Genomic DNA, 21,715 nt, shown 5'->3' with positions numbered 1-21,715 from the left:
GTGAAGAAAATGCAAGTAATAATTTTAAAAGATAGTGAAGAAATTGGAAAATGGACTGCTTATAAAATAGCAAAAAGAATCTTAAAATTCAATCCTACAAAAGAAAAACCTTTTGTAATGGGACTTCCAACTGGAGCAACGCCGCTTAAAACCTATAGGAAATTAATAGAGTTAAATGAGAAAAAAATAATTTCATTTCAAAATGTAGTAACTTTTAATATGGACGAGTATGTTGGATTAAGTGCAAATCATAAAAATAGTTATCATTATTTTATGAATGAAAATTTTTTTAAATATATTGATATAAAAAAGGAAAATATTAATATTTTGGATGGGATGGCGCAAGATGTGGAAAAAGAATGTCGTGAATATGAGGAAAAAATAAAAAAAGTTGGAGGAATTAATTTGTTCTTAGGTGGTGTTGGAGAAGATGGACATATAGCTTTTAATGAGCCAGGTTCTTCGCTTTCTTCCAGAACTAGAAAAAAAGATTTGACTTATGATACAATTTTGGCAAATTCAAGATTTTTTGAAAATGATATAAAAAAAGTTCCAACTGCTGCACTTACAATCGGAGTTGGCACATTAACTGACTCTGACGAGGTCATAATACTTGCAGACGGTTATAAAAAGGCAAGAGCGGTTTATCACGGGATTGAAGGAGGAGTAAATCATCTTTGGACAATTTCAGCGTTGCAATTGCACAAAAATTCATTATTAGTCATTGATGAAAAAGCAGCATCAGATATTAAGGTGAAGACTTATAGATACTTTAAAGAAATTGAAAAAGAAATTTTAAATTTAAAAAAATGTGAAGATGAAATAATGAAATTGTCAAAAAATAGTTGAAAATAGACAGAGTAAAATATTTAGGGGTAAATAAAAAATCTTAGTTTTAAGTTTTTCATTCAATCCAGAAAGTTACTAAAATAATTTTTTCTTTTTTAAGCAGAAGTGCTCATCGCCGCACCCCTGCACCCCGGCTAGTCTTCGACATTTTTATGCACTGACAAAAAACTCGCACTAATCGTGCTCAAACAGTTTTGTCAGCACATAAAAATGCTCCGACGGTTTAAATTTTACTACCATATAAAAGTGTCGTGATTTTTTTGGAGTAAAGACGACTGTTTGAACGAAGTGAGTTTCGGCTTTACTTCAAAAAAATTCTTAGACGAGCGTGGGGATTATAAGGGGAAATGGCGGTCCTTTCCCCTTATGTAAAAAATAAAAAAATAATATTAAACAAAATAACATTTTGTAATCAAGAATAACTTAAAAAATTTAAAATTAAAAATCTGCCCCTAAAATTTTTAAACCATCGTTGAAAATAAAAAATATTTCTCTAAAAATTTGGAGAAATATTTTTTGAAAATTTTTTATTCATAATTTTGAGCTTTTTCTTCAATAAATTTGAGAAGTTCTTCTCTTCCGGTATTTTTTAATGACGAGTAAAAAAATACATCTTCATTATCAAACACCAATTTTTTCTTAATTTCTTTTAACTGTTTAAATTTTTCGTTATTTGATAATTTATCAGATTTTGTAAAAATTATGTAATATTCTATTTTAAAGTGCTCCATCCATTTTAGCATTTCCATATCTTCATTTGATGGAACTCTTCTCAAATCCAAAAGTAAAAATACAATTTTTTTTCTTTCTGAAGTTAAGTAAGTTTCAATAATTTTTCCCCAATTTTTTTTTACAGCTTGAGGAACTTTTGCAAATCCGTAACCTGGTAAATCAACAAAATGAATTTTGCTATTTATCAAAAAGTAGTTAATTAATTGTGTTCTTCCTGGAGTTTTACTTGTTCTGGCAAGATTTTTTCGTTTTGTCAAAGAATTTATCAAAGAAGATTTTCCAACATTTGAACGACCAATAAAAGAAAATTCTGTAATATTATTAAATTTTGGATATTCATTTTCATAAACAGCAGATTTTATAAATTCAGCTTTTTTTATTTCCATTTTTCTCCTTTCTTTTTGTTTTTTTTCTTTAAAAATTCCATTATTGATAGTTATTATATCACAAAATGTGCATTTTTATGAAATAATAATATTTTAATTTTGAAATTCATTAATTATATCATTTAGTGAATTATCGTCCAAAATATAGTAATAAACACCGTTAATCATTCGACCGTCGCCTTTTAGCTCATGCTGTTCAACTGGATGATGTAATAAGATTGCTGGCGCAGCACCTAAAGCCTTTAGAGGATTTGCATCAATTTCCATATTTTTTTTTGCATAATCTAAAACTTTTGGAATATACTTCCATCCTGAAGGAGCTGCAAGTTTTTGTATAATTGCTTGAATGACCTGTCTTTGTCTTTCATCCCGCTTAAAAGCTGTGTCACTTTTTCTATGTCTTGTGTAAGCAAGAGCCTGTCTTCCTTTCAAGTTATAAACTTGTCCTTGGTTAAAGTGAAATACTTCCTGGTCAAAGTAGTCTTGATTAAAAGTGTGGTTAGAAACAACATCGACTCCATCAATCATTGTTGTAATATCCATAACATTTTCAAATCTAAATAAAATATGATAGTTAATCTTTACATCCAGCAGTTTTTCGACAGCTTCAATTGTACACGGAGTCCCACCAAATGCGTGGGAGTGCGTAATTTTATCCATTTTAAAATTTTCACAAGGAATTTCAGCATAAGAATCACGAGGAATTGATACCATTTTAATCTGTGCCAAAAGTGGTACAACCTTGACAAGAATTAATCCGTCACTTCTCGAACCTTTTGTAGGCTGATTCGCATAAGCATCACTTCCAATTATAAGAATATTAAATGGCACACACAACCATGCTATAAAACCGGCTAGCCCAGTTAATATAACAAACATAATTAAAAACATTATTTTTTTCATTTTACACCTCTTTTTTTCCTGAATTTAATTTGATTTTCAAAAAATCAATAAATTCATTTACTTTATTTTCAAGTTTTTCCAAATTATCATCGTTGTTTTCGATAACATAATCACTTTTTTTTCTTTTTTCATCCAGTGAAATTTGAGAATTTATTATATTTATTGCCTCATCTTTACTTCTTCCATCCCTTTCTAAAATTCGTTTAATTTGAATATTTTTTTTAGACCAAATAAGTAAAATTAAATCAAATTCACTTTCCCAGCCAACTTCAAAAAGCAGTTGAATTTCCACAAATACAACAACTTTTTTTATTTCTTTAATTTTTTTCTCATTTCTTTCAAAATTTCTGGATGCATAATAGAATTTAATTTTTCTAATTTTTTTTGTTTTTAAAAACAATCTCTCCTAATTTTTTTCGCAAAACCTCTTCTTTATCAAAAATTTCATTTCCAAAATTTTCTAAAAGCTGTTTTTTTATTTTCGGATTTTGAATAACATCGTGAGAAATCGAGTCTAAATCGACAAAATAAAAACCTTTATTTCTTAAAATACGACTAACAGTACTTTTTCCACTTCCAATTCCCCCAGTAATACCTATAATCATAGTATTTTCCCTTTCCTTTTTTGAATTCTTATGCAATCTATTTTATATCTTTTTTCATTTAATTGCAAATTTTATTATTTTTCAACAAAAATAAGAATTTTAATAGATATTTTTTGTGATATTTATTCTTTTTGGTTACAAAACGTCATCGTTTTTAATAATATTCTTCCATTTTTTCCATAAAAAGAACAGATTAAAGAAAAAAAGAAATATGAAAGTAGCTGTTTTCTTTTATAAATCTTAAATTTATACAATATTATGTAAAATATTTTTAAAATAAAAAAATTGATACAAAAATATTTTATATTCAAAAATTTTAGATTATTATATTTTTATTGTAAATGTATAATTTTTTTAAAAATTACTTGCAAAAATTAAAAAAAAGTATAAAATAAATTTGATATACAAAATATAATACTATGTAAATAATTTATATTTTGAGGATAAAAATATTTTAGAGAAATTTGATTTTTATTTTTAGAGGAGTGATTATGATGACTTTATTGCAAGGAAAAGTGGGAGAAAAATTTTTTTTAAAAGACATTATTGAAAAAAAACTTGACACAAGATTGCTTAGTTTAGGAGTTTGTAGAGGAGATGTCTGTAAAATCGAAAATATTGCAAATGGAAATATTTTGATTAAAACAGTGGAAACAAAAATTGTGCTTAGTGAAAATTTGGCAGAAAAGGTAGAGATTGAGGTGGTAGAATGATAAATATAGCATTTGTCGGAAACCCAAATGTTGGAAAAACAGCGTTAATAAACCAAATTTCACACGCCAGTCTAAAAATGGGAAACTGGCCAGGGGTAACAATTGAAAAAAAAGAAGTCTTTTTTAAAGTCGAAGATGAAGATGTAAAATTAATTGATTTACCAGGAATTTACAATTTATCAATAAGTACGGCAGAAGAAAGAGTTTCAAGAGATTTTTTGCTGGATGAAGAAGTTGATGTGATAATTAATGTGTTAGATTCCACATCGCTTGAAAAAAATATTTATTTGACAGCTTTGTTAAAGGAACTTGATATTCCAGTTGTAATGGCACTTAACTTTGAAGATGAATTTAAAAGAATTGGCTATGAGTTAGATGTAGAAAAATTTGAAAAGCAATTGGGAGTTCCAGTTATTTTCACAAGTGGAAGATCTGGAGCCGGAGTAGACAAGCTTATGGAAAAAGCTGTAGAACTTTATAAAAAAAATTCTTCAGCTAAAAAAATACAGCATAGATTGCCATTTGAAAAGGAAATCGAAGATAATATTAAAAGTTTGAAAGATAAATTGGAAAATGATAAATCTTACGAAAAGGTTTTGAAAAAATATCCAGTAGAATGGCTAGCAATTAAAATCTTGGAAGATGACACTAATGTAGCAGCAAGAGTAAAAACTGAATTTGGAGTAAGTGTTTCAAATATTGGAGAAACTGAAAAGGAAAATATTAAAAATCGTTATGGACTTGAGCCTCAAGATGCTTTGGCAAGACAGAGATATGGAATCGTTCGTGGAATTATCTCAATGAACCTAAAAAGAGGTACTGGAGATAAATTTGCATTAACTGATAAAATTGACAAAGTTCTTTTGAATAAGTTTTTCGGTGGAATAGCATTTCTTGCCATAATTTATGCCGTTTTTGTAATCGTATTTGATGGAAGTTCGCCGTTTATCGACTGGATTGACGGTTTCTTTAGTGACTTTGTCATAAAATATGTGGGTCACGCCATCGAAGGAGTGCCAGATTGGTTAAGCAGCTTTATACTTGATGGAATTTTGGCTGGTGTAGGTTCAGTATTGACATTCGTTCCACTTATGTTTTTTATTTACTTCTTTATGGCGATTCTTGAAGAAAGCGGATATATGGCTCGTGTTGCATTTATTTTAAACAAAATGATGACAAAAGTTGGACTTTCAGGAAAAGCATTCATCCCAATGTTAATCGGATTTGGATGTACAGTTCCAGCAATTTATTCAACAAGAACATTGGAAGATGAAAAAACAAGAAGATTGACAGGAGTTATCGCAACATTTATGTCATGTGGAGCAAGATTACCAGTTTATTCATTACTTGCGGCAGCGTTTTTCAGTAAAAATGCAGCTTTAGTTGTAGTTTCAATCTATGTTTTTGGTGTATTTATGGCTCTTTTGGTAGCTTTTATATTAAAAAGATTTAAATACTTTAAAGGAAATAACACAGAGTTACTTATAGAATTGCCACCATACAGACTTCCAGGTGCAAAAGCTGTTTGGAACAATATGAAATCAAGAACTTTTTCTTATATAAAAAAAGCAACTACAATAGTTTTAGGAATTTTATTAATTATTTGGTTCTTTCAATATTTCCCAAATAAAGGAGATGCTGAAAGTTCATACATAGGTCAAGCAGCAAAAATAGTTCAGCCTGTATTCAAGCCAACTGGTTTTGGTAACAGATGGGAACCTGTAGCTTCTATTGTGCCAAGTATTATAGCTAAAGAAACAGTAGTTGGATTTTTAGGACAAATTTTATTATCTCAAAAAGATGACGAGAAAAAAGAATATAATTTTGTATCAGATTTAAAAGATCAAGTAGTTGGATTGGGAGGAGCAGCAGTAGAGTCGGTAAAATCATTAGGACATATTGCAACCTTTAAAATTGCAACATTGGAAATGAAAAGTCAGGAGGAACTTGACCAAGATGCAGGTGGAAATATCGTTCCAGCAATTAGAAGCTTGTGGAATGACAAATATGGTCAACTAAGGGCATATTCATTTATGTTGTATGTCCTTCTAGTAGTGCCATGTGCTGTAGCAATGGGAGCTTTAAAACAAGAGTTTGGATGGAAATTATTAGCATTTCAAGTATCAATGTTGTTAGTGTTACCATATGTGGTATCAACATTATTTTTCAATATTGCAAAATTATTAATTTAGAAAAGAGGAAATATTATGATGATAAAAACAATAATAGTTGGAATAATAGCACTTTTAGTAGCTTTTTCAGTATTTAGAAAAATTTATAAAGATTATAAAAAAAATAAAAATTTATGTGGAACAGATTGCTGCAGATGTTCAGGAACTTCAACTTGTGGACGACCAAAAAAAACTCATGTTCAAACTAAAAACAAATAAATAAAAAAAATGTTTCTAATAATAGTAGTATATAATTATCGGTGACCAATAGAAAAAGTGAAAACTTTTTTCTTCATAACTCCTTTTTAAATATGCTATCACAAGGGTAGCATATTTTTTTATAGCTATTCTTCCTACTAATCCAAATAATACAGTAGTTTGAGATAATTTTTCTTATGAGAGTTGATAAGTACTAATTTTTATTATAAAGTATTTAAATTTTGTCAAAATAACCATTTACCTTATGCATTGGTTACCTATTGGTTACCTTTTTTGATATATTCAAAGTATGATTTTTAGACTTTTAAATAATATTTTTATACTACATCCTTAAAAAATCTATTCTGTTAATTGATTTTTTTAATTCCTGTTCATCTTCTTTTTTAATATAATAATCTATTGTTGTGTTTATACTTTCGTGTCCTAATATATCTGTTATTTGAACTTCATTTAATTGATATTTTCTCATAAAAGATGCCAATGTTTTTCTGCAATCGTGAGTTTGATGTTTTTCCATCCCTAATGTTTCAAGTGTTTTATAAAATTTTTCACGAAAATAATTTTCTCGAATTGGCTTATTTTCATTATTTTTTTTCTTAAATACCCAATTCTTATTGTAAAATAAATAATCTGTAGGACTATTTTCATAAAGATTTTGTATGATTGGGTAAATATCATCACGAATCGGTATTTTTCTATTCATTCCTTTTTCTGTCTTATTTCCACCAGATATGATTCCATTTATCAAGTCAACATTCTCTTTTTTTAAATTAACAGCTTCCCCAATCCGCATTCCTGTATAAATCATAATTAAAATGTATTCTACCCAATCGATTTTAATATTATCCCACAGTTTTTTAATATCATAACCATTAAATATATTTATTTCTTTATGTTTGTTTTCTTTTGGTAATTTTATATGTTCCGCTCTATTTATAGTTAGTATTTCCATTTCTATAGCATATTTATAAAGTACACTTAAAAATCCTTTAGTAATACTTTTTGTTCCTTTGCTACAATTTAAATTATTTATAAGACTTTGTAATTGTGGAGCTTTTATATCCCTAAATACCAGGTTATATAATGGTTTACATCTCTTATAACTGTTTATATAAGATTTAAAAGTTGCCTTAGCAACATTTTTTTCTTGAGCTCCTTTAAATAAATTGAATATTTCCTAAAATGTCATTGTATGTGTTTCTAAATTATAAGGATTAAATAAATATTCATCTAATTTTTGCTGTGCTTCTTTTTTCGTTTTATACAGTCCTAACGATACTCGTTTTTTTGTTACTGGGTCTGTAACTCGTACCCAGTAAGGTTTATTCTTTTTAGTTTTTGTTATACTACCTCTACCATTTCCTTTCTTAGTTCTATTTTTTGCCATTTCTTCCCCATTCTAAAATCTAGCTATAGGGCAGTATCATTCTACCCTATAATTTTAATATTATTTTTCTTTTATTGCAATATATTTATTTAAAAAAATATCTTTATTAATTCAGAATTTTTTAATTTCAATATCTTTTTCAACAAAAATATTTCTTCCTGTGTAAAAAAATACTTTCCATTTATTTTCTTATTAAATCCACTCTCTGAAATTCTCATTTTTTCAGACAATTTTTTATAACTCAATTTTTTATCTCTAATCTTTTCTTTCAAAATATTATACATTTCTTTTTTTGATTCTAAATTCAATTAAATCACTCTCCATTTCATTTTCAAAAATTTCTTTATTAAATTGGAAGAGTGTGATAGAATAAAAGTGGTTGCGAGGGGCTTTTATAAAGTCCTTCCTTTTATTTTTTATCAACACTCATTCTATTTTCAACTCCTAACTAATTTATTTAGTAATTTAAAGCATTTTTTTTTGGCAATTTACAACTATTATTATCCAAACAATGCCTTTTACTGTTTAATTTAATTATATAAATAATTTTTTGAAAATTAGATATAAGTCGCATAATAATTATTATTGTCTTGATTTTTTTAATTCTTCTAGCCTATATTTCCACAAAGGACAAGTTTTATAAGGACAATTTACAACTTTTTCTTTATCATCATCCCAGCACTCAAGACAGTGCTTTTCAACAGCCTTTTTTATATTCTTGTTTTTGTCCATTTTAGTTTCCTCTATCTTTCCTGCTCCAAACAAATAATCTCTTATTATTAGTAACTTTCAAATGTACTTTTAGAGTTTCTGCATAATCAAATAAAGTATACAATTGTTTTTTTCTTGCTACTGTTAAATAACTAATTGTCTTTTTCAATTTTTTCTCTGTTCCCAATTTTTCTAAAAATACATTAGCATTAAATCCTTTTAATTTTGTCCATTCTTTTGTGATTAAATCTTTTAATTCTTTAATTTTAAAATGTTTGTATATCCCTTTTATTACAAATAAAATAATATGTATATGTGGAAGTGAATCGTAATAAGTATACTTAATTTCTGTAACTTTGAGATATTTTCTCACAATCTTTTTCATAAAGGCTTTATTTAACAATTTTTGAAAACTATTATTGTTATTTTCAATTTCTCTATTTATTTTATCTACATTAATTTCAACATTATTTCCATTCAAAGTTAAACAGAATACTTCATAATTTTTTCTTAATTCTAAGATTTTATCTATAAATTTAAAATATTTTATTGCTTTATTTTTCATATCGCATACAGGACAAACGGCTTTCTTACATCTAAAAAATTTATGATCCCATTCAGGATGTTTATACCAATATGAATATTCATTATAACAATTTTTTATATTTAGAAGTTTCCTTTCAGAAATAATATCTTTAAAATCTTTTCTCCCATATAATTCAATAGCTTTATTATAATAGTAAATATACCTTTCTTTATAGGTCAATTATTATTTCCCTCCTTTCTAAATAAAATTTCTACCCCTTTAACTTCTCATACTTGTTAAAATAAATTAGTGTATGTCTTTTAATTTGTATTTTTTTCTATCTTACTATTTAAATAATAGAAGAAAGTAAAAAATTTAACATTTAAGACATATAAATATTTGTACGTGTATATAATAACATATAATTTTTTATATGTCAAGTGTTTAAATATTAAATAATTTATGATATAATAAATAAATAGCAGAGAGGAGTATTATTTATATATGAAATTAAATGAAAAATTGAAAAAATTGAGGATTGAAAATAAAATGACACAGAGAGAATTAGCCAATAAACTGGGTATTTCTATCCCTACATTACAAAAATATGAATACGGTACACTAAAAATAAAAAATGAAATTATATTAGCATTATGTGAGATTTTTAAAATTTCGCCTAATGTATTTTTCAATGATGAGACAAATAATATATTAAAGGAATTAGACGAATTTGAAAAAAAAGAATATAGAAAAAATAAAGCATTGCTTGTCATTGAAAAAATAAGAAAAGATATACAAAAAAAGGAAGAAATAGAAAAACAAAGACAAATTAAATTATCTGATTATAGAACAAGTGAAATTAATGAAAAAATGGAAACATTTGAAGATTTTTACTACTATGAAGAAAGTTTAGAAATAAATCAATTGGAATTTAAAAATTTATTTCCACTTATACGATTTTTGATGTCTTATTTTGAGTTAGATATTGAAATTAATAGAGAAATGGAACATTCTCCATATGTAAAAATTTATAGTGAGAAACTAAAAATAAAATACGAATTGAGTACTGAAGAGTTTGAAGAATTTTTAACTTTTTTAAATGATGAATTAATACACAATTTCTTTAGTTTATTAGATTATCGTTTTTCCAATGAATTTGAAGAAGAACAAGATGAAGAATATGAAATAATTGAAGATGAAGAAGATGATGAGTGATGTTTTTTAACTGATATAGAATTTTATAGAGATAACTTTTTTAAATACAGGGCCTACTTTTTAAATGTAGGCCCTTTTAAAATACATTATAGGGTAATTACGCTATTAAAAAAGTTTTTCGATAAAATATACCAAAAATTGTTTTTATGCCCTGTAACATTAGAATGTTTTTTATTTAAAATTTTAAATCAGTTAAATTTCCTTTATTCATCACTTTTAGAATCATTAGAATTTGAATTGTCTTCAGTTTTAGTATTGTCAATTTTATTAATTGTATCATCAATTGCTTTTTCTATTCCAGTCCTATTTATTTCATTAGTTTGTTTTTTTATTTTTTTATTATTTCTTAATGGTTTTGTATTGTTATTGCTATTTTTAGGTTTTTCTTGAACTTCTGTTTTTGTATTATCTGTCTGTTCTGGAATACTTTGCATTGAAGTTGCATTATCTTGTACTGCTTCTTCTTTTAATATCTCTTCCTGTTTTTTTCTAATTCATTAATTTTAGTTTTCATATTATGAATATAAAGTATTCCAGATAACAATATAATTATTGATAATACTACTATTACACCAGTCAAAATTTTTATTAATTTTTCATTGTTATTTGTTTCTGACATTTTAAACTATCTCCTTTGATTTTAAAAATTTTTCTATTTATTTTTAACGAAAAATTTGAAATTTAATTATAACAATTTTTTTAATTTTTACTTTTGAGTTTCTTCTATTGATTTCATTATATCATCAAATATTTTATTTTTATTTTGATTAGAAATTTTTACAGGTTCTTGACTTTGATTAACTTGTTCTTTTGTATTTTTTTCTTGTATTACATTTTTTTCTTCTTTTTTTCTAATGATTTTTTATTTTTTACTTTTCTAGGTGAAGGTACTTGTGTCCTTCTAATTTGGTTTCCTCCTAATGTTTTCTTAGGCTGTGATTGTATTATAGGAACAGATTGTATAGAAGGAATATTTTGGGTTTCTAATTGTCTTTTCTGATACTCTTGTTGTTCTTTTTCTAATTTTGTTATTTTATTTTGTATATTAAAAATATAAAGTATTCCGCTAAAAAATATAATTATAGATAGACTGATTACAACAATAATTAAAATTTTTATTACTTTATTATTTTTTTCTTCTGTCATCATATTTTTCCCTTTCAACATATTTTTAAATTAATTCAAATTTCTGTAATTTTTTAATATTCTAACATTTCTATCCCTTTCATATATCGAAAAAAATGCGATAAAAAGATATATCCCAATTCTTTATCTGCAAGAGTATTATTTGTACTTTTTATTTCATTCATATTTATTTTTCTACATTTGTTTTTGTAATATAAATTTATATTTTCTATCTCTGAAGTAGATTTATTCCAACCCTTTTGTTTTAATGCTCTGTTTGTATTAACTGTCATATATACTGTACGGTTTACTGTTTCTTCACTATTTTTACCTGCTATTTCTTTTTCAACTAAAGATAATACACTTAAAAAATAAGTATACCCTATAACTTTACATTCAGGTGTTTCACCAAAAATTCTATCATCGTAAATTATTCCTCCCACAATTTGTACTTCTGAATATCCAATATTTGATATTGCAAAAATGCTTAATATTAAAAATATAGTTTTTTTTATATTCATAATTTTTCCTCCATTTAAACTATTTTCTTTATTTTCAAAAATTATTTTATTTGTTTTTATATCTATTGATTAAAATCTTGCACATCTTAGCTTTTAAAATTTCATCTGAAGCTTCCAGTTTAGCATTAGTACTTTATTGTAAAGCATTCATACGACCTAATTCAGAAAAATCTGGTGGATTTATTCTTAAATTATACTTAGCTTCAATAGATTTGTTAATTTAATAATCAGAATAGTTTGAATACATTGCATAATCTTTACATTTCTCTAATATTTCATTATTTATTTTAACTTTTTGGTTTTCATTTTGTTTATTCTGATTAAATTTATCTTTTTTTGAATTTGCATTGATTAATTGACTTTTATTAATATATCCATATTCTTTATATCCATTTACATTGTAAGAAACATAATACCAATTTCCATTACTATGAATAAATTTTAAATTTATATTATCAGGCAATTCTGCTATAATTTTAGAATTCATTGTTGCTTTTTCTCTTACATTTATAGGCCCAGAAGTTGATTTTGTTATATATATTGAGAATTTTTTCTTTGATGAAATTTTGGGATTAGTATTTCTGGGAGTTACTGAATTAGTTGTAGATTTCCGTATTTGTTGTATATTAGGTACTGACTGAATAGAAGCCATATTTTGACTTTCCATTTGCTTTTTTAACTGTTCCATTTGATTTTTTTCTAATTTTGTTAATTTACTTTTCATATTAAAGATATAAAATATTCCACCAAGTAAAATAAATACAGATAATCCAATAATTATTCCTATCAGAATTTTAATTGTGGTTTGATTATTTTTTTCTTGCATTTAAAATTTCTCCTCTTTTTTATTTATTCTTTTAATATTCCAATTTTTTTCATTAATTCAAAAAATATTTGTGGTATAAGTATCGGATAATTTGAAAATGAAAATTAAAAATTAAAATTTTTCTATAATTATTTTTATAATGAATAACAATACAAGAATCATTCCGTATGCTTCTTAAATTTCTGAAAATCCTACATTTGAAATAACAAATATACTTAATATTAAAAAAATTATTTTTCTTATAAATTCTCTCCTTAATCACATTTAGAAAGTTCTTTTCCTTTCAATTTTCGCAAATTATTATAGCTATCATAGAGTTTGTCGTTAGTATTTCCCAAATAAGCGTCTATTGAGACATTTCCATTTGGAAGAAATTTGAATCTAGTTTGTTCCCTGATTCCCCTTCCTTCATCTATTGTTACTCCATCTAATAAGAGACTTCCATTGTCTTCTTCTTTTACTCCTACGATAACATTTGGATGTCTGTCATCGTATGCAAATGTATTTTTAGTAATAAAAGCACATCCTCCTTCAATTTCCCATTTACCTATATATTTTTCAGGCACAAAACTATCTTTTTCAGAATAGCTATATTCTCCTTTAAATGTTCTATCATATCTTCCACAGTCATCACTAGAATCAACTACTAATTTACCATTCTGTAAAAAAGCAATTTTTAAAGTACAATTATATCCATCATCGCCTTCATAATCTTTATAATGAGTGTCTAAAGGGAAATCAATAATTTCATTTTTATCTATATCTAAGTATTTATCAATTTTAAAAGTGCTAGTATGAACATATCCATTCATTGCAATTATAAAATAACCTTTTTCACCATCATAATCATAACGCTCAATATTAATTTTTTTATCATTTATACTATTATAAGTCCCTTCTTTTATATATTCAGAAAATGATAAATTTCCTAATACTAACAATAATAAAAATAATATTTTTTTCATAATTAATCTCTCCTATTTTTTATTCTTTTAACATTTCAATTTTTTTCATTAATTCAAAAAATATTTATGATCTAATTCTTGGATAATTTGAAAATGAAAATTAGAAATTGAAATTTTTCTATAATTATTTTTATAATGAATAACAATACAAGAATCATTCTATATGCTTCTTGAATTTCTGAAAATTCTATAAAAATTATTTCTATCAAAATTTTAATTGTAGTTTGATTATTTTTTATTACATTCTGATTTTCTTCTTATCTTTAGATTAATAATTACCATAGTCATATTCTCTTTCATATTCTTTTTCAGAAACAGTTGGAATTCCTAGAGTATTTCCATATACTTCTATTAAATCATTTTTAACGATTCTGTTTTGCCAAACTTCTCTCATTTCTTTGTCAGTTATAGGAAAAATAGAACCTGTATCTGCAGCCATTCTTGAAATAGGATCTATAATTTCTACATTTAAAATTCTAGTATCTGAATTATAAAAAATACCTTCCGAACCATTTGCAGCATACATCAGTTTTTTACTTACATCATATTTATCCCAGATAAGATGACTATTGTGATAAACTGTAACATTTCTAAGTTTATCACTTCCTATTCTACATAATTTTGCTTTAAATTTTATTCCATCTTTTGTTTTAGTTGATTTACCAATTCCTAAGCAGTAAACATCACCTTTTCCAAGATTCTCCGCTTGTATTAAAAATGATAAAATAATAATTCCTAACAAAATAATTTTTTTCATAAATTTCCTCCTAAAATTTGATTTTATATCCATTATTTTTAACTGTTTTTGTAACCTGTTCACTATAAATCAGATTCAACTTCTTTCTTTTCATCATAATACTATTCTAATCTTTCTTTTCTTTTAGTTTCAGTTTCATTATCATCATTATTTTTTTCTTCGATATTTTCATTATTGTAATATTCTTCAAATCTTTTTCTTTTATCCATTTTTTCACTCTCCTTTTAATTCGTTTTTTGATTATAAATTCTTACTAAAAAATCATCTCCTTCCCAAAATTTTTACCAAATAGCAAATTAATTGTTAAAAAAAATATCCAAAAATTCAACATCACTCAACTCATACTCTTTCCTAATAAACTTCATTTCCTCAATAGTAAAATTACTATTTCCATTGATTTTTCGTGAAAATGCTGAAGGAGTTATTTTTAGTTTATGTGCCAATGTTTTATTGTTATCTCCGTGTAAACTCATTTTTGATTTTAAAAGATTTTTTCTCATTTTAAATCTCTCATCTTTTGCTAATTGGTAAAATAATTATACCATAAATTAAATTTTTGTCAAGACAACTTCAATTAAATTGATAGAATATCAATTATATGATTAAATTTATTGATTTTAAAGTAGCATTATTATGAAAAATTTAGGAAAATAATGGAGTATTCTATTCTTGTACAATATCTGCTATTTTATTTAGTAATTTCAAAATTTCAGAAAATTGTATATTATCAACATATTTGTTTTCTTTTTTATAAATATTCCATTGTTTATTCAAATATTTATCATTTTTAACGTCTTCTAAAATTTCCTTGCTTTCTAATATTTCTTCTATTGAATTTCTATTTTTTGCCGTTTCCCAAATTGCTTGTTTCAAGTTATTTACATCTATCTTATCATTTTTCAATTTAAAAATCATATAAATATCATAAAAATCTCTCAATCTCGTTGTTGTAATATTTCGTTTTACTATAGTTTCATACTTTTCAGCAATCAATGTTTCCAATGAATAAACCAAAATATTTAGCTTTTCTTTAAATATTGTTTCGTATGAGTATTCTATTTCTGACGGAATTATGACATCTCCCGTTGTAACATCAATCTTTAGTGGATTTTTTATCTTTTCAAAATTTGCTGTTAAATGTAATCTATAATTTTCATATTCCGATATTTCTCTTATATTTTCTATTTTTCCCAATACAAATTCTATTCCATCATTTACTTCAATATTTAAAATTTCTAATATTATTTCTTTAATAATTTCCTCTTTTACTGGAAGTCCTTTTATTGTTGTATCAATATCCATTGTTGTTCTATTTTGTATACCAATAATTGATGAAATTAAAAATCCACCTTTTATTATAAAATTCGTTCTATATTTTGATTTTTCTAATCGAGTCAAAAATCTTTCAAAAAAATACATTTGCAACACTTCCTGTGCTTTTAAATTATTTTTTTCTGAAAAACTTTTTATTTTCCCTTTTAACTTTTCTGATGTCATATCAAAACCTCCAAATATTCTCTCACTTTTTTTTCAATTTTCAATTCTCTACTATATTTTATTAATTTTCTTACTTTTATATCTTTATTTTTAAAAAATAATTTTAGTGCCTTTGAAAATACATCCACATCAATTTTTTCTTTATTTTTTATAATATCACATATCGTTCTCTCTTTATCATAAATATAAATTTTAGCACCCATTTTACTCAAAGTTTCAATTTTCCCACTTTCAAATATTTCTTTTTTCACATAATGAATTTTCAAATTTTCAAATTTTTTCGTAATATGTAAAACATTGTAACCTTGTGGAACTGTTATTGAAATTGTATTTGGCACTCTATCTGTTAAATTATGAAAGTATAGAGCAGTTGTGTTTGAAAAAATCACATTATTATTTTTTTGTATTTTCATAAATTCATCTGTAATTGTATCACTTTTCTGATAAACCCCTTGCTTTACTCTTTCTAAAATTCCTTTTTTACATAAATTAGAAAGAATCTGTCTTTTTATACCGATTTTTTCTGCTTCTTTAACTGTTATTATAGTATTATTTTCAAAAAAATTATTTAATTTATTATTTGTAATTTTTAACATAATTATCACTACCTTTACGAATACACTTTAATTTTAATATTTTAAAGAGTAATTGTCAAGATTTTATTAAAATTTTATATCTTTCATTTATTCGGTAATTAGTAAAATAATTGTACCATAAAAATAAAATTTATCATTATTATTTCAATTAAATTGATAAAATATCAATTTTATGGTAAAATTTGTTGATTTTAAAGGAGAATTACTATGGAAAATGTAGGAAAAAGATTAAAGAGTTTGAGAGAAAAGTACAAATTTTCTTTGGAGGAAGTGGCTAGAAAAATAAAATCATCTGCTGGAGCTATTTCACGATATGAGAATAATGAGAGGAAAATAAATAGTGAGAGTTTAATTAAGTTATCTAATTTGTATAATGTTTCGCCTGAATACATATTATACGGTATAAATAAAGATTCCAACAATTTAGAATCATCTATTATATCGTTTTTTAATAATGAAAATATAGATTTTAAGGAAAAAGAAGAGTTGTTCAATAAGATTCAAAATGCCTTTTTTAAAGAAAAGTTTAAATAAAGTTTATTGTATTTAAAGTTATAAAAATAAAATTAAGAAAATAGTGATGTGTTTTCTAAAAATAGATTTTAAATTTGGGCCTGTTTTTTGAGTTAGGCCCTTTTGTTATTCATTCGTATAACCGTGTAACAGCCTTGTGGCGTTCGTTAAAAATTTTTTTGGATAATAACCCTTGCCTTGAAATAAAAAAGTCTATCAAAACGATACTACTTGTTTTTTATTATTGACTTTAGTCAGTTGAGTACGCAAAGCGTGCGAAACATAAAACCACCTGCTATGCGGGTGCGGAAACGTAAGTTTGCAACAAAATACACCTTCCGTTATAATAGAGTTGTTCAAGCTACTATTAATGAAAGGAAGGTGTTTATATGGCTAATAAAACTAATAGCCTGTCTCATACTAAATGGATGTGTAAGTATCATATAGTATTTACACCTAAGTATAGACGAAAAATTGTATATAGTCAATACAGAAAAAGTGTGGGAGAAATTTTAAGAAGATTATGTGAATATAAAGGAGTTGAAATAATAGAAGGACATCTGATGAAAGATCACGTGCATATGCTGGTAAGCATACCACCAAAAATAAGTGTATCAAGTTTTATGGGATATCTGAAAGGGAAAAGTGCATTGATGATGTTTGATAAGCATGCAAACTTAAAATATAAATTTGGAAACAGACATTTCTGGTCAGAAGGATATTATGTAAGCACAGTAGGCTTAAATGAAGCAACAATAAAAAAATATATAGCCGAACAGGAGAAACATGATATAGCGATGGACAAATTAAGTGTAAAGGAATATGAAGACCCTTTTAAGGGTAGCAAGTAGTACGGATACCTCTTTAAGAGGTAGCAACGAGTCAAATACAACAGTAGCTTGAACGAAGGTCAAGTATCGTCTTTAGGCGAAGTAGGAGACCCGACGGCTTATAGCCGTAGAGCAAGCCACCCTTTTGAAGGGTGGTCTTGACTTATAGAAAATAATTTTAAAGAAAAAATCACAGCTAAATTAATAACCGTGATTCAATCAGTTTATCCAAACAAGTCGCTGTGAGTTCCTGTATCTGTCAATAACAGTATCAACCCCTTTTCTGTTATCTTGTATATTAATAGCCAATCAGGTGCTATATGACACTCACGGTGTCCTATAAAGTTCCCTCTCAAAGAATGGTCTTTATTTTTTTCAGGCAATTTCTTCCCTTTTGCTAACATATTTACAATTTCATCCAATAAATTTATATTATACCCACGTTTTTCTACACGTTTCAAACTCTTACGAAACTGTTTGGTTGTGTGTATTGAGTATGTCATTCTATCATTATTCTTCATTTTCCAGTATATCCTTTATCATTTCTTTTGCTGAAGAATAACCTTTACCCATATTGCCACTTTTTTCCATTTCCTCTGCCTCTTTAATAGCAGCTAATAATTCTTGTCTTGGACGAGGATTTTTAATTTCAAAAGGTATTCTTTGTTCCTTTACTAATTGTTTTAAAAATACATTTACTGCTGTACTCAAATTCATTCCCATATCTTTTAACATTTCTTGAGCTTCTTTTTTAGTGTTATCATCTATATTTATAGTTGTTGCACTCATTTCTATCACTCCTTAAAATTTATAATATATGTATATTATACATCTAAAATATTTAAAAATCAATTATTATTTAATAAAAAATATAAAAGTCAAGATTTTTAATTTCATAATTTTTACAACAATTTATACAGATTAAATTAATGGTTGCTAATTTTTTTTCTCAAAAAAAATTATTTGTATTTCAAAGCCATGCTAAGTAAAAGCAGGAAAATGGTGCTATGCTTATAGGGATGGCTTATCTAATACAGCTTTTTATTATCCATTCATATAACCTTGTATTAGACTTGTGGTAAGTGTTTAGAAAATTTTTGGATAAAATACCTTGCCTAGACTAAAATAATGCTCCCAAATTGATATAAGTTTGAATTTTTAATTTTAAAATTAATAAAAAAGATTATCTGTATTTTAAGATAATCAATTTTTATACTATAGCTAGATTTTTTACTTTAGTTTGTAAAATGATAATAAATGTCTATAAAATAAAGGCTATTTTAATTATTTTTCGATGTTGGTTACTCGTTGGTTACTTATGTATATTTTATCCCCATTTTTACTGACTTTTTTAGCTAAAAAAGAGTTTGTTCTTCAACTCCTTTTTAAATATGCTATCACAAGGGTAGCATATTTTTTTATAGCTATTCTTTCTACTAAGCCAAATAATACGGTATTTTGAGATAATTTTTCTTATGAGAGTTGATAAGTACTAATTTTTATTATAAAGTATCTAAATATCTAAATTTTGTAAAAATAACCATTTACCTTGTCAATTGGACCATCGTTGGACTAAAAGTAATGTCAAGAAAAAAGCCTATAATTAAGGCTTTCTATGAAGTATTTCTAAAATTTGAATTATTCATCATTGGTGACTTTAGTCTCTATGCATCTTTCTGAATTAAAATTGTTTTTTGAGGTATGAAAGTGATATTGTAAAAAAATGAGAAAATAAAAAGGGTAGTTTAAAATTTTTATGCGTTTGTCATGAAAAAAATAAGAAAAAAGTAGTTGACAAGGAAAAAAATCTTTGATATAATATATTTCGTCGATACAAAAAGTGTCGCAAAAGGACAATGAAAAAAGAAGAAGAATTTAAGTGTGATAGATTAAAAAATATGTAAGGTGAAATTTAATATATTGTTGAATGAAGAGTTTGATCCTGGCTCAGGATGAACGCTGACAGAATGCTTAACACATGCAAGTCTATGGGGAAACGGTGCTTGCACCGCGTTAACCATGGCGGACGGGTGAGTAACGCGTAAAGAACTTGCCGGATGGTCCGGGATAACAGTCGGAAACGACTGATAATACCAGATATTATGAGCCTGCCGCATAGCCGGCTCATGAAAAGCAATGCCATCCGAGAGCTTTGCGTCCTATTAGCTTGTTGGTAAGGTAACGGCTTACCAAGGCTATGATAGGTAGCCGGCCTGAGAGGGTGGACGGCCACAAGGGGACTGAGATACGGCCCTTACTCCTACGGGAGGCAGCAGTGGGGAATATTGGACAATGGGGGCAACCCTGATCCAGCAATTCTGTGTGCACGATGAAGGTCTTCGGATCGTAAAGTGCTTTCAGCAGGGACGAAGTTCTGACTGTACCTGCTAAAGAAGCGACGGCTAAATACGTGCCAGCAGCCGCGGTAATACGTATGTCGCAAGCGTTATCCGGAATTATTGGGCATAAAGGGCATCTAGGCGGCTTTGCAAGTCCGAGGTGAAAACTATTGGCTCAACCAATAGCTTGCCTTGGAAACTGCTTTGCTAGAGTATTGGAGAGGTGGACGGAACTGCACGAGTAGAGGTGAAATTCGTAGATATGTGCAGGAATGCCGATGATGAAGATAGTTCACTGGACGATAACTGACGCTCAAGTGCGAAAGCTAGGGGAGCAAACAGGATTAGATACCCTGGTAGTCCTAGCTGTAAACGATGATTACTGGGTGTGGGCATGAAGAGTGTCCGTGCCGAAGTTAATGCGATAAGTAATCCGCCTGGGGAGTACGGCCGCAAGGCTGAAACTCAAAGGAATTGACGGGGACCCGCACAAGCGGTGGAGCATGTGGTTTAATTCGACGCAACGCGAGGAACCTTACCAGATCTTGACATCCTCGGTAGGTGATAGTAATATCACCGTGCCCTCGGGAACCGAGTGACAGGTGGTGCATGGCTGTCGACAGCTCGTGTCGTGAGATGTTGGGTTAAGTCCCGCAACGAGCGCAACCCCTATCGCTAGTTGCCATCATTAAGTTGGGGACTCTAGCGAGACTGCCTGCGAAGAGCAGGAGGAAGGTGGGGATGACGTCAAGTCATCATGCCCCTTATGATCTGGGCTACACACGTGCTACAATGGCTGGTACAGAGAGACGCAATGCAGCAATGCCTAGCTAACCTCTAAAGCCAGTCCAAGTTCGGATTGAAGTCTGCAACTCGACTTCATGAAGTTGGAATCGCTAGTAATCGCAGATCAGCAATGCTGCGGTGAATACGTTCTCGGGTCTTGTACACACCGCCCGTCACACCACGAGAGTTGTCTGCACCTGAAGCTGCCGGTCTAACCTTTCGGAAGAAGGCATCTAAGGTGTGAACAGTGATTGGGGTGAAGTCGTAACAAGGTATCCGTACCGGAAGGTGCGGATGGATCACCTCCTTTCTAAGGAGTTTGTTTCTACACTTTCTTCTTCTTTTAGATTTTGGGCGTGTAGCTCAGGTGGTTAGAGCACTGTGCTGATAACGCAGGGGTCGCTGGTTCGAGTCCAGCCATGCCCACCATTCTCTGTATGGGGATATAGCTCAGTTGGGAGAGCGCTGCCCTTGCAAGGCAGAGGTCAGCGGTTCGAACCCGCTTATCTCCACCAATTCAAGGACAATGGGAAATGAATAGTA

Annotated in this window: 28 protein-coding genes, 2 tRNA genes and 1 rRNA gene; 10 read left to right on the top strand and 21 right to left on the bottom strand. The window is 27.6% G+C overall.

Annotated elements, in window-relative coordinates:
* The first annotated feature begins 9 nt into the window (after positions 1-9).
* The gene (gene nagB, locus AXF11_RS03100) at positions 10-849 is read left to right on the top strand and encodes a glucosamine-6-phosphate deaminase (protein WP_068154830.1); all 840 of its coding nucleotides are present in this window, start codon (positions 10-12) and stop codon (positions 847-849) included.
* 527 nt (positions 850-1,376) lie between these two features.
* Here nagB and yihA read toward each other — a convergent pair.
* From yihA to coaE, 4 genes are all read right to left on the bottom strand, one after another.
* Positions 1,377-1,967, bottom strand: a complete 591-nt coding sequence (gene yihA, locus AXF11_RS03095; RefSeq protein WP_068154828.1) for a ribosome biogenesis GTP-binding protein YihA/YsxC — start codon at positions 1,965-1,967, stop codon at positions 1,377-1,379.
* A gap of 93 nt (positions 1,968-2,060) precedes the next feature.
* On the bottom strand, positions 2,061-2,870 hold the full coding sequence (locus AXF11_RS03090) for an LCP family protein (protein WP_068154826.1): 810 nt from the start codon (positions 2,868-2,870) through the stop codon (positions 2,061-2,063).
* A 1-nt stretch (position 2,871) separates the two neighbouring features.
* Positions 2,872-3,270 carry a dephospho-CoA kinase gene (locus AXF11_RS03085; protein ID WP_250635736.1) on the bottom strand — a complete coding sequence of 133 codons (399 nt, stop codon included), beginning with the start codon at positions 3,268-3,270 and terminating at the stop codon, positions 2,872-2,874.
* The gene (gene coaE / locus AXF11_RS10985) at positions 3,245-3,475 is read right to left on the bottom strand and encodes a dephospho-CoA kinase (protein ID WP_250635735.1); all 231 of its coding nucleotides are present in this window, start codon (positions 3,473-3,475) and stop codon (positions 3,245-3,247) included. The genes AXF11_RS03085 and coaE overlap by 26 nt, the downstream gene beginning before the upstream one ends.
* Before the next feature lie 491 nt (positions 3,476-3,966).
* On the opposite strand from coaE, the gene AXF11_RS03080 reads away from it, so the two are divergent.
* The 3 genes from AXF11_RS03080 to AXF11_RS03070 are packed head-to-tail and all read left to right on the top strand — an operon-like array spanning position 3,967 to position 6,578.
* Positions 3,967-4,188, top strand: a complete 222-nt coding sequence (locus AXF11_RS03080) for a FeoA family protein (RefSeq protein ID WP_231724751.1) — start codon at positions 3,967-3,969, stop codon at positions 4,186-4,188.
* The gene (gene feoB, locus AXF11_RS03075; protein WP_068154822.1) at positions 4,185-6,380 is read left to right on the top strand and encodes a ferrous iron transport protein B; all 2,196 of its coding nucleotides are present in this window, start codon (positions 4,185-4,187) and stop codon (positions 6,378-6,380) included. Before AXF11_RS03080 ends, feoB begins: the two co-directional genes overlap by 4 nt.
* 15 nt (positions 6,381-6,395) lie before the next feature.
* A complete protein-coding gene (locus AXF11_RS03070; RefSeq protein ID WP_068154820.1) occupies positions 6,396-6,578 on the top strand; it encodes a FeoB-associated Cys-rich membrane protein in 183 nt (60 codons plus the stop codon).
* 322 nt (positions 6,579-6,900) lie between these two features.
* On the opposite strand, the gene AXF11_RS10805 is transcribed toward AXF11_RS03070, so the two are convergent.
* The 5 genes from AXF11_RS10805 to AXF11_RS03055 all read right to left on the bottom strand — a co-directional run bounded on the left by AXF11_RS10805 (position 6,901) and on the right by AXF11_RS03055 (position 9,442).
* Entirely contained in the window at positions 6,901-7,530 is a 630-nt protein-coding gene (locus AXF11_RS10805) for a tyrosine-type recombinase/integrase (protein WP_231724750.1), read from the bottom strand.
* Positions 7,531-7,755: 225 nt separating this feature from the next.
* The gene (locus AXF11_RS10800; RefSeq protein ID WP_231724749.1) at positions 7,756-7,965 is read right to left on the bottom strand and encodes a hypothetical protein; all 210 of its coding nucleotides are present in this window, start codon (positions 7,963-7,965) and stop codon (positions 7,756-7,758) included.
* A gap of 89 nt (positions 7,966-8,054) precedes the next feature.
* A complete protein-coding gene (locus tag AXF11_RS03060; protein ID WP_231724748.1) occupies positions 8,055-8,273 on the bottom strand; it encodes a transcriptional regulator in 219 nt (72 codons plus the stop codon).
* A 274-nt stretch (positions 8,274-8,547) separates the two neighbouring features.
* Positions 8,548-8,697 carry a hypothetical protein gene (locus tag AXF11_RS10710; RefSeq protein ID WP_197416845.1) on the bottom strand — a complete coding sequence of 50 codons (150 nt, stop codon included), beginning with the start codon at positions 8,695-8,697 and terminating at the stop codon, positions 8,548-8,550.
* Position 8,698: 1 nt separating this feature from the next.
* Positions 8,699-9,442 (bottom strand): protein rep, encoded by a 744-nt coding sequence (locus AXF11_RS03055; RefSeq protein WP_068154817.1) that lies wholly within the window; start codon positions 9,440-9,442, stop codon positions 8,699-8,701.
* Between the two features lie 264 nt (positions 9,443-9,706).
* Between AXF11_RS03055 and AXF11_RS03050 the strand changes: the two genes are divergently transcribed.
* Positions 9,707-10,417, top strand: a complete 711-nt coding sequence (locus AXF11_RS03050) for a helix-turn-helix domain-containing protein (protein WP_068154815.1) — start codon at positions 9,707-9,709, stop codon at positions 10,415-10,417.
* Between the two features lie 203 nt (positions 10,418-10,620).
* Here AXF11_RS03050 and AXF11_RS03045 read toward each other — a convergent pair whose 3' ends face one another.
* From AXF11_RS03045 to AXF11_RS03005, 10 genes are all read right to left on the bottom strand, one after another.
* Positions 10,621-10,851, bottom strand: coding sequence for a hypothetical protein (locus AXF11_RS03045; RefSeq protein ID WP_068154813.1), 231 nt, complete (start codon positions 10,849-10,851; stop codon positions 10,621-10,623).
* 32 nt (positions 10,852-10,883) lie between these two features.
* Complete coding sequence (locus AXF11_RS10560) at positions 10,884-11,036, bottom strand: hypothetical protein (RefSeq protein WP_156440372.1); 153 nt, start codon at positions 11,034-11,036, stop codon at positions 10,884-10,886.
* A 209-nt stretch (positions 11,037-11,245) separates the two neighbouring features.
* Entirely contained in the window at positions 11,246-11,566 is a 321-nt protein-coding gene (locus tag AXF11_RS03040; RefSeq protein WP_156440371.1) for a hypothetical protein, read from the bottom strand.
* A gap of 50 nt (positions 11,567-11,616) precedes the next feature.
* Complete coding sequence (locus AXF11_RS03035) at positions 11,617-12,063, bottom strand: hypothetical protein (RefSeq protein ID WP_068154809.1); 447 nt, start codon at positions 12,061-12,063, stop codon at positions 11,617-11,619.
* A gap of 220 nt (positions 12,064-12,283) precedes the next feature.
* Positions 12,284-12,889: an SH3 domain-containing protein gene (locus AXF11_RS03030; protein ID WP_068154806.1), complete on the bottom strand. Its 606-nt coding sequence runs from the start codon at positions 12,887-12,889 to the stop codon at positions 12,284-12,286.
* A gap of 254 nt (positions 12,890-13,143) precedes the next feature.
* The gene (locus AXF11_RS03025; protein ID WP_068154803.1) at positions 13,144-13,854 is read right to left on the bottom strand and encodes a hypothetical protein; all 711 of its coding nucleotides are present in this window, start codon (positions 13,852-13,854) and stop codon (positions 13,144-13,146) included.
* A 268-nt stretch (positions 13,855-14,122) separates the two neighbouring features.
* Positions 14,123-14,611 carry a hypothetical protein gene (locus AXF11_RS03020; protein ID WP_068154801.1) on the bottom strand — a complete coding sequence of 163 codons (489 nt, stop codon included), beginning with the start codon at positions 14,609-14,611 and terminating at the stop codon, positions 14,123-14,125.
* 296 nt (positions 14,612-14,907) lie between these two features.
* Positions 14,908-15,111: an XRE family transcriptional regulator gene (locus AXF11_RS03015; RefSeq protein ID WP_068154799.1), complete on the bottom strand. Its 204-nt coding sequence runs from the start codon at positions 15,109-15,111 to the stop codon at positions 14,908-14,910.
* Positions 15,112-15,274: 163 nt separating this feature from the next.
* Positions 15,275-16,108: a nucleotidyl transferase AbiEii/AbiGii toxin family protein gene (locus AXF11_RS03010; RefSeq protein WP_068154798.1), complete on the bottom strand. Its 834-nt coding sequence runs from the start codon at positions 16,106-16,108 to the stop codon at positions 15,275-15,277.
* Positions 16,105-16,704, bottom strand: coding sequence for a type IV toxin-antitoxin system AbiEi family antitoxin domain-containing protein (locus AXF11_RS03005; RefSeq protein ID WP_068154796.1), 600 nt, complete (start codon positions 16,702-16,704; stop codon positions 16,105-16,107). Before AXF11_RS03005 ends, AXF11_RS03010 begins: the two co-directional genes overlap by 4 nt.
* Before the next feature lie 207 nt (positions 16,705-16,911).
* On the opposite strand from AXF11_RS03005, the gene AXF11_RS03000 reads away from it, so the two are divergent.
* Positions 16,912-17,238 carry a helix-turn-helix domain-containing protein gene (locus AXF11_RS03000; protein ID WP_068154794.1) on the top strand — a complete coding sequence of 109 codons (327 nt, stop codon included), beginning with the start codon at positions 16,912-16,914 and terminating at the stop codon, positions 17,236-17,238.
* Between the two features lie 368 nt (positions 17,239-17,606).
* Positions 17,607-18,068, top strand: coding sequence for an IS200/IS605 family transposase (gene tnpA / locus AXF11_RS02995; RefSeq protein WP_068154106.1), 462 nt, complete (start codon positions 17,607-17,609; stop codon positions 18,066-18,068).
* Positions 18,069-18,271: 203 nt separating this feature from the next.
* Here the strand turns inward: tnpA and AXF11_RS02990 are convergent, their stop codons facing one another.
* Both AXF11_RS02990 and AXF11_RS02985 read right to left on the bottom strand, forming a co-directional pair.
* Entirely contained in the window at positions 18,272-18,568 is a 297-nt protein-coding gene (locus AXF11_RS02990; RefSeq protein ID WP_197416844.1) for a type II toxin-antitoxin system YafQ family toxin, read from the bottom strand.
* Positions 18,558-18,836, bottom strand: coding sequence for a type II toxin-antitoxin system RelB/DinJ family antitoxin (locus AXF11_RS02985; protein WP_068154792.1), 279 nt, complete (start codon positions 18,834-18,836; stop codon positions 18,558-18,560). The genes AXF11_RS02990 and AXF11_RS02985 overlap by 11 nt, the downstream gene beginning before the upstream one ends.
* Before the next feature lie 1,135 nt (positions 18,837-19,971).
* Here AXF11_RS02985 and AXF11_RS02980 point away from each other — a divergent pair.
* From AXF11_RS02980 to AXF11_RS02970, 3 genes are all read left to right on the top strand, one after another.
* A 16S ribosomal RNA gene (locus tag AXF11_RS02980) occupies positions 19,972-21,482 on the top strand.
* A gap of 42 nt (positions 21,483-21,524) precedes the next feature.
* Positions 21,525-21,601, top strand: a tRNA-Ile gene (locus AXF11_RS02975).
* Positions 21,602-21,611: 10 nt separating this feature from the next.
* A tRNA-Ala gene (locus AXF11_RS02970) sits at positions 21,612-21,687 on the top strand.
* Positions 21,688-21,715 lie beyond the last annotated feature (28 nt).

It is taken from the genome of Leptotrichia sp. oral taxon 847, assembly GCF_001553645.1.
GTDB lineage: Bacteria > Fusobacteriota > Fusobacteriia > Fusobacteriales > Leptotrichiaceae > Leptotrichia.
This window is presented reverse-complemented; position numbering and strand designations above follow the sequence as displayed.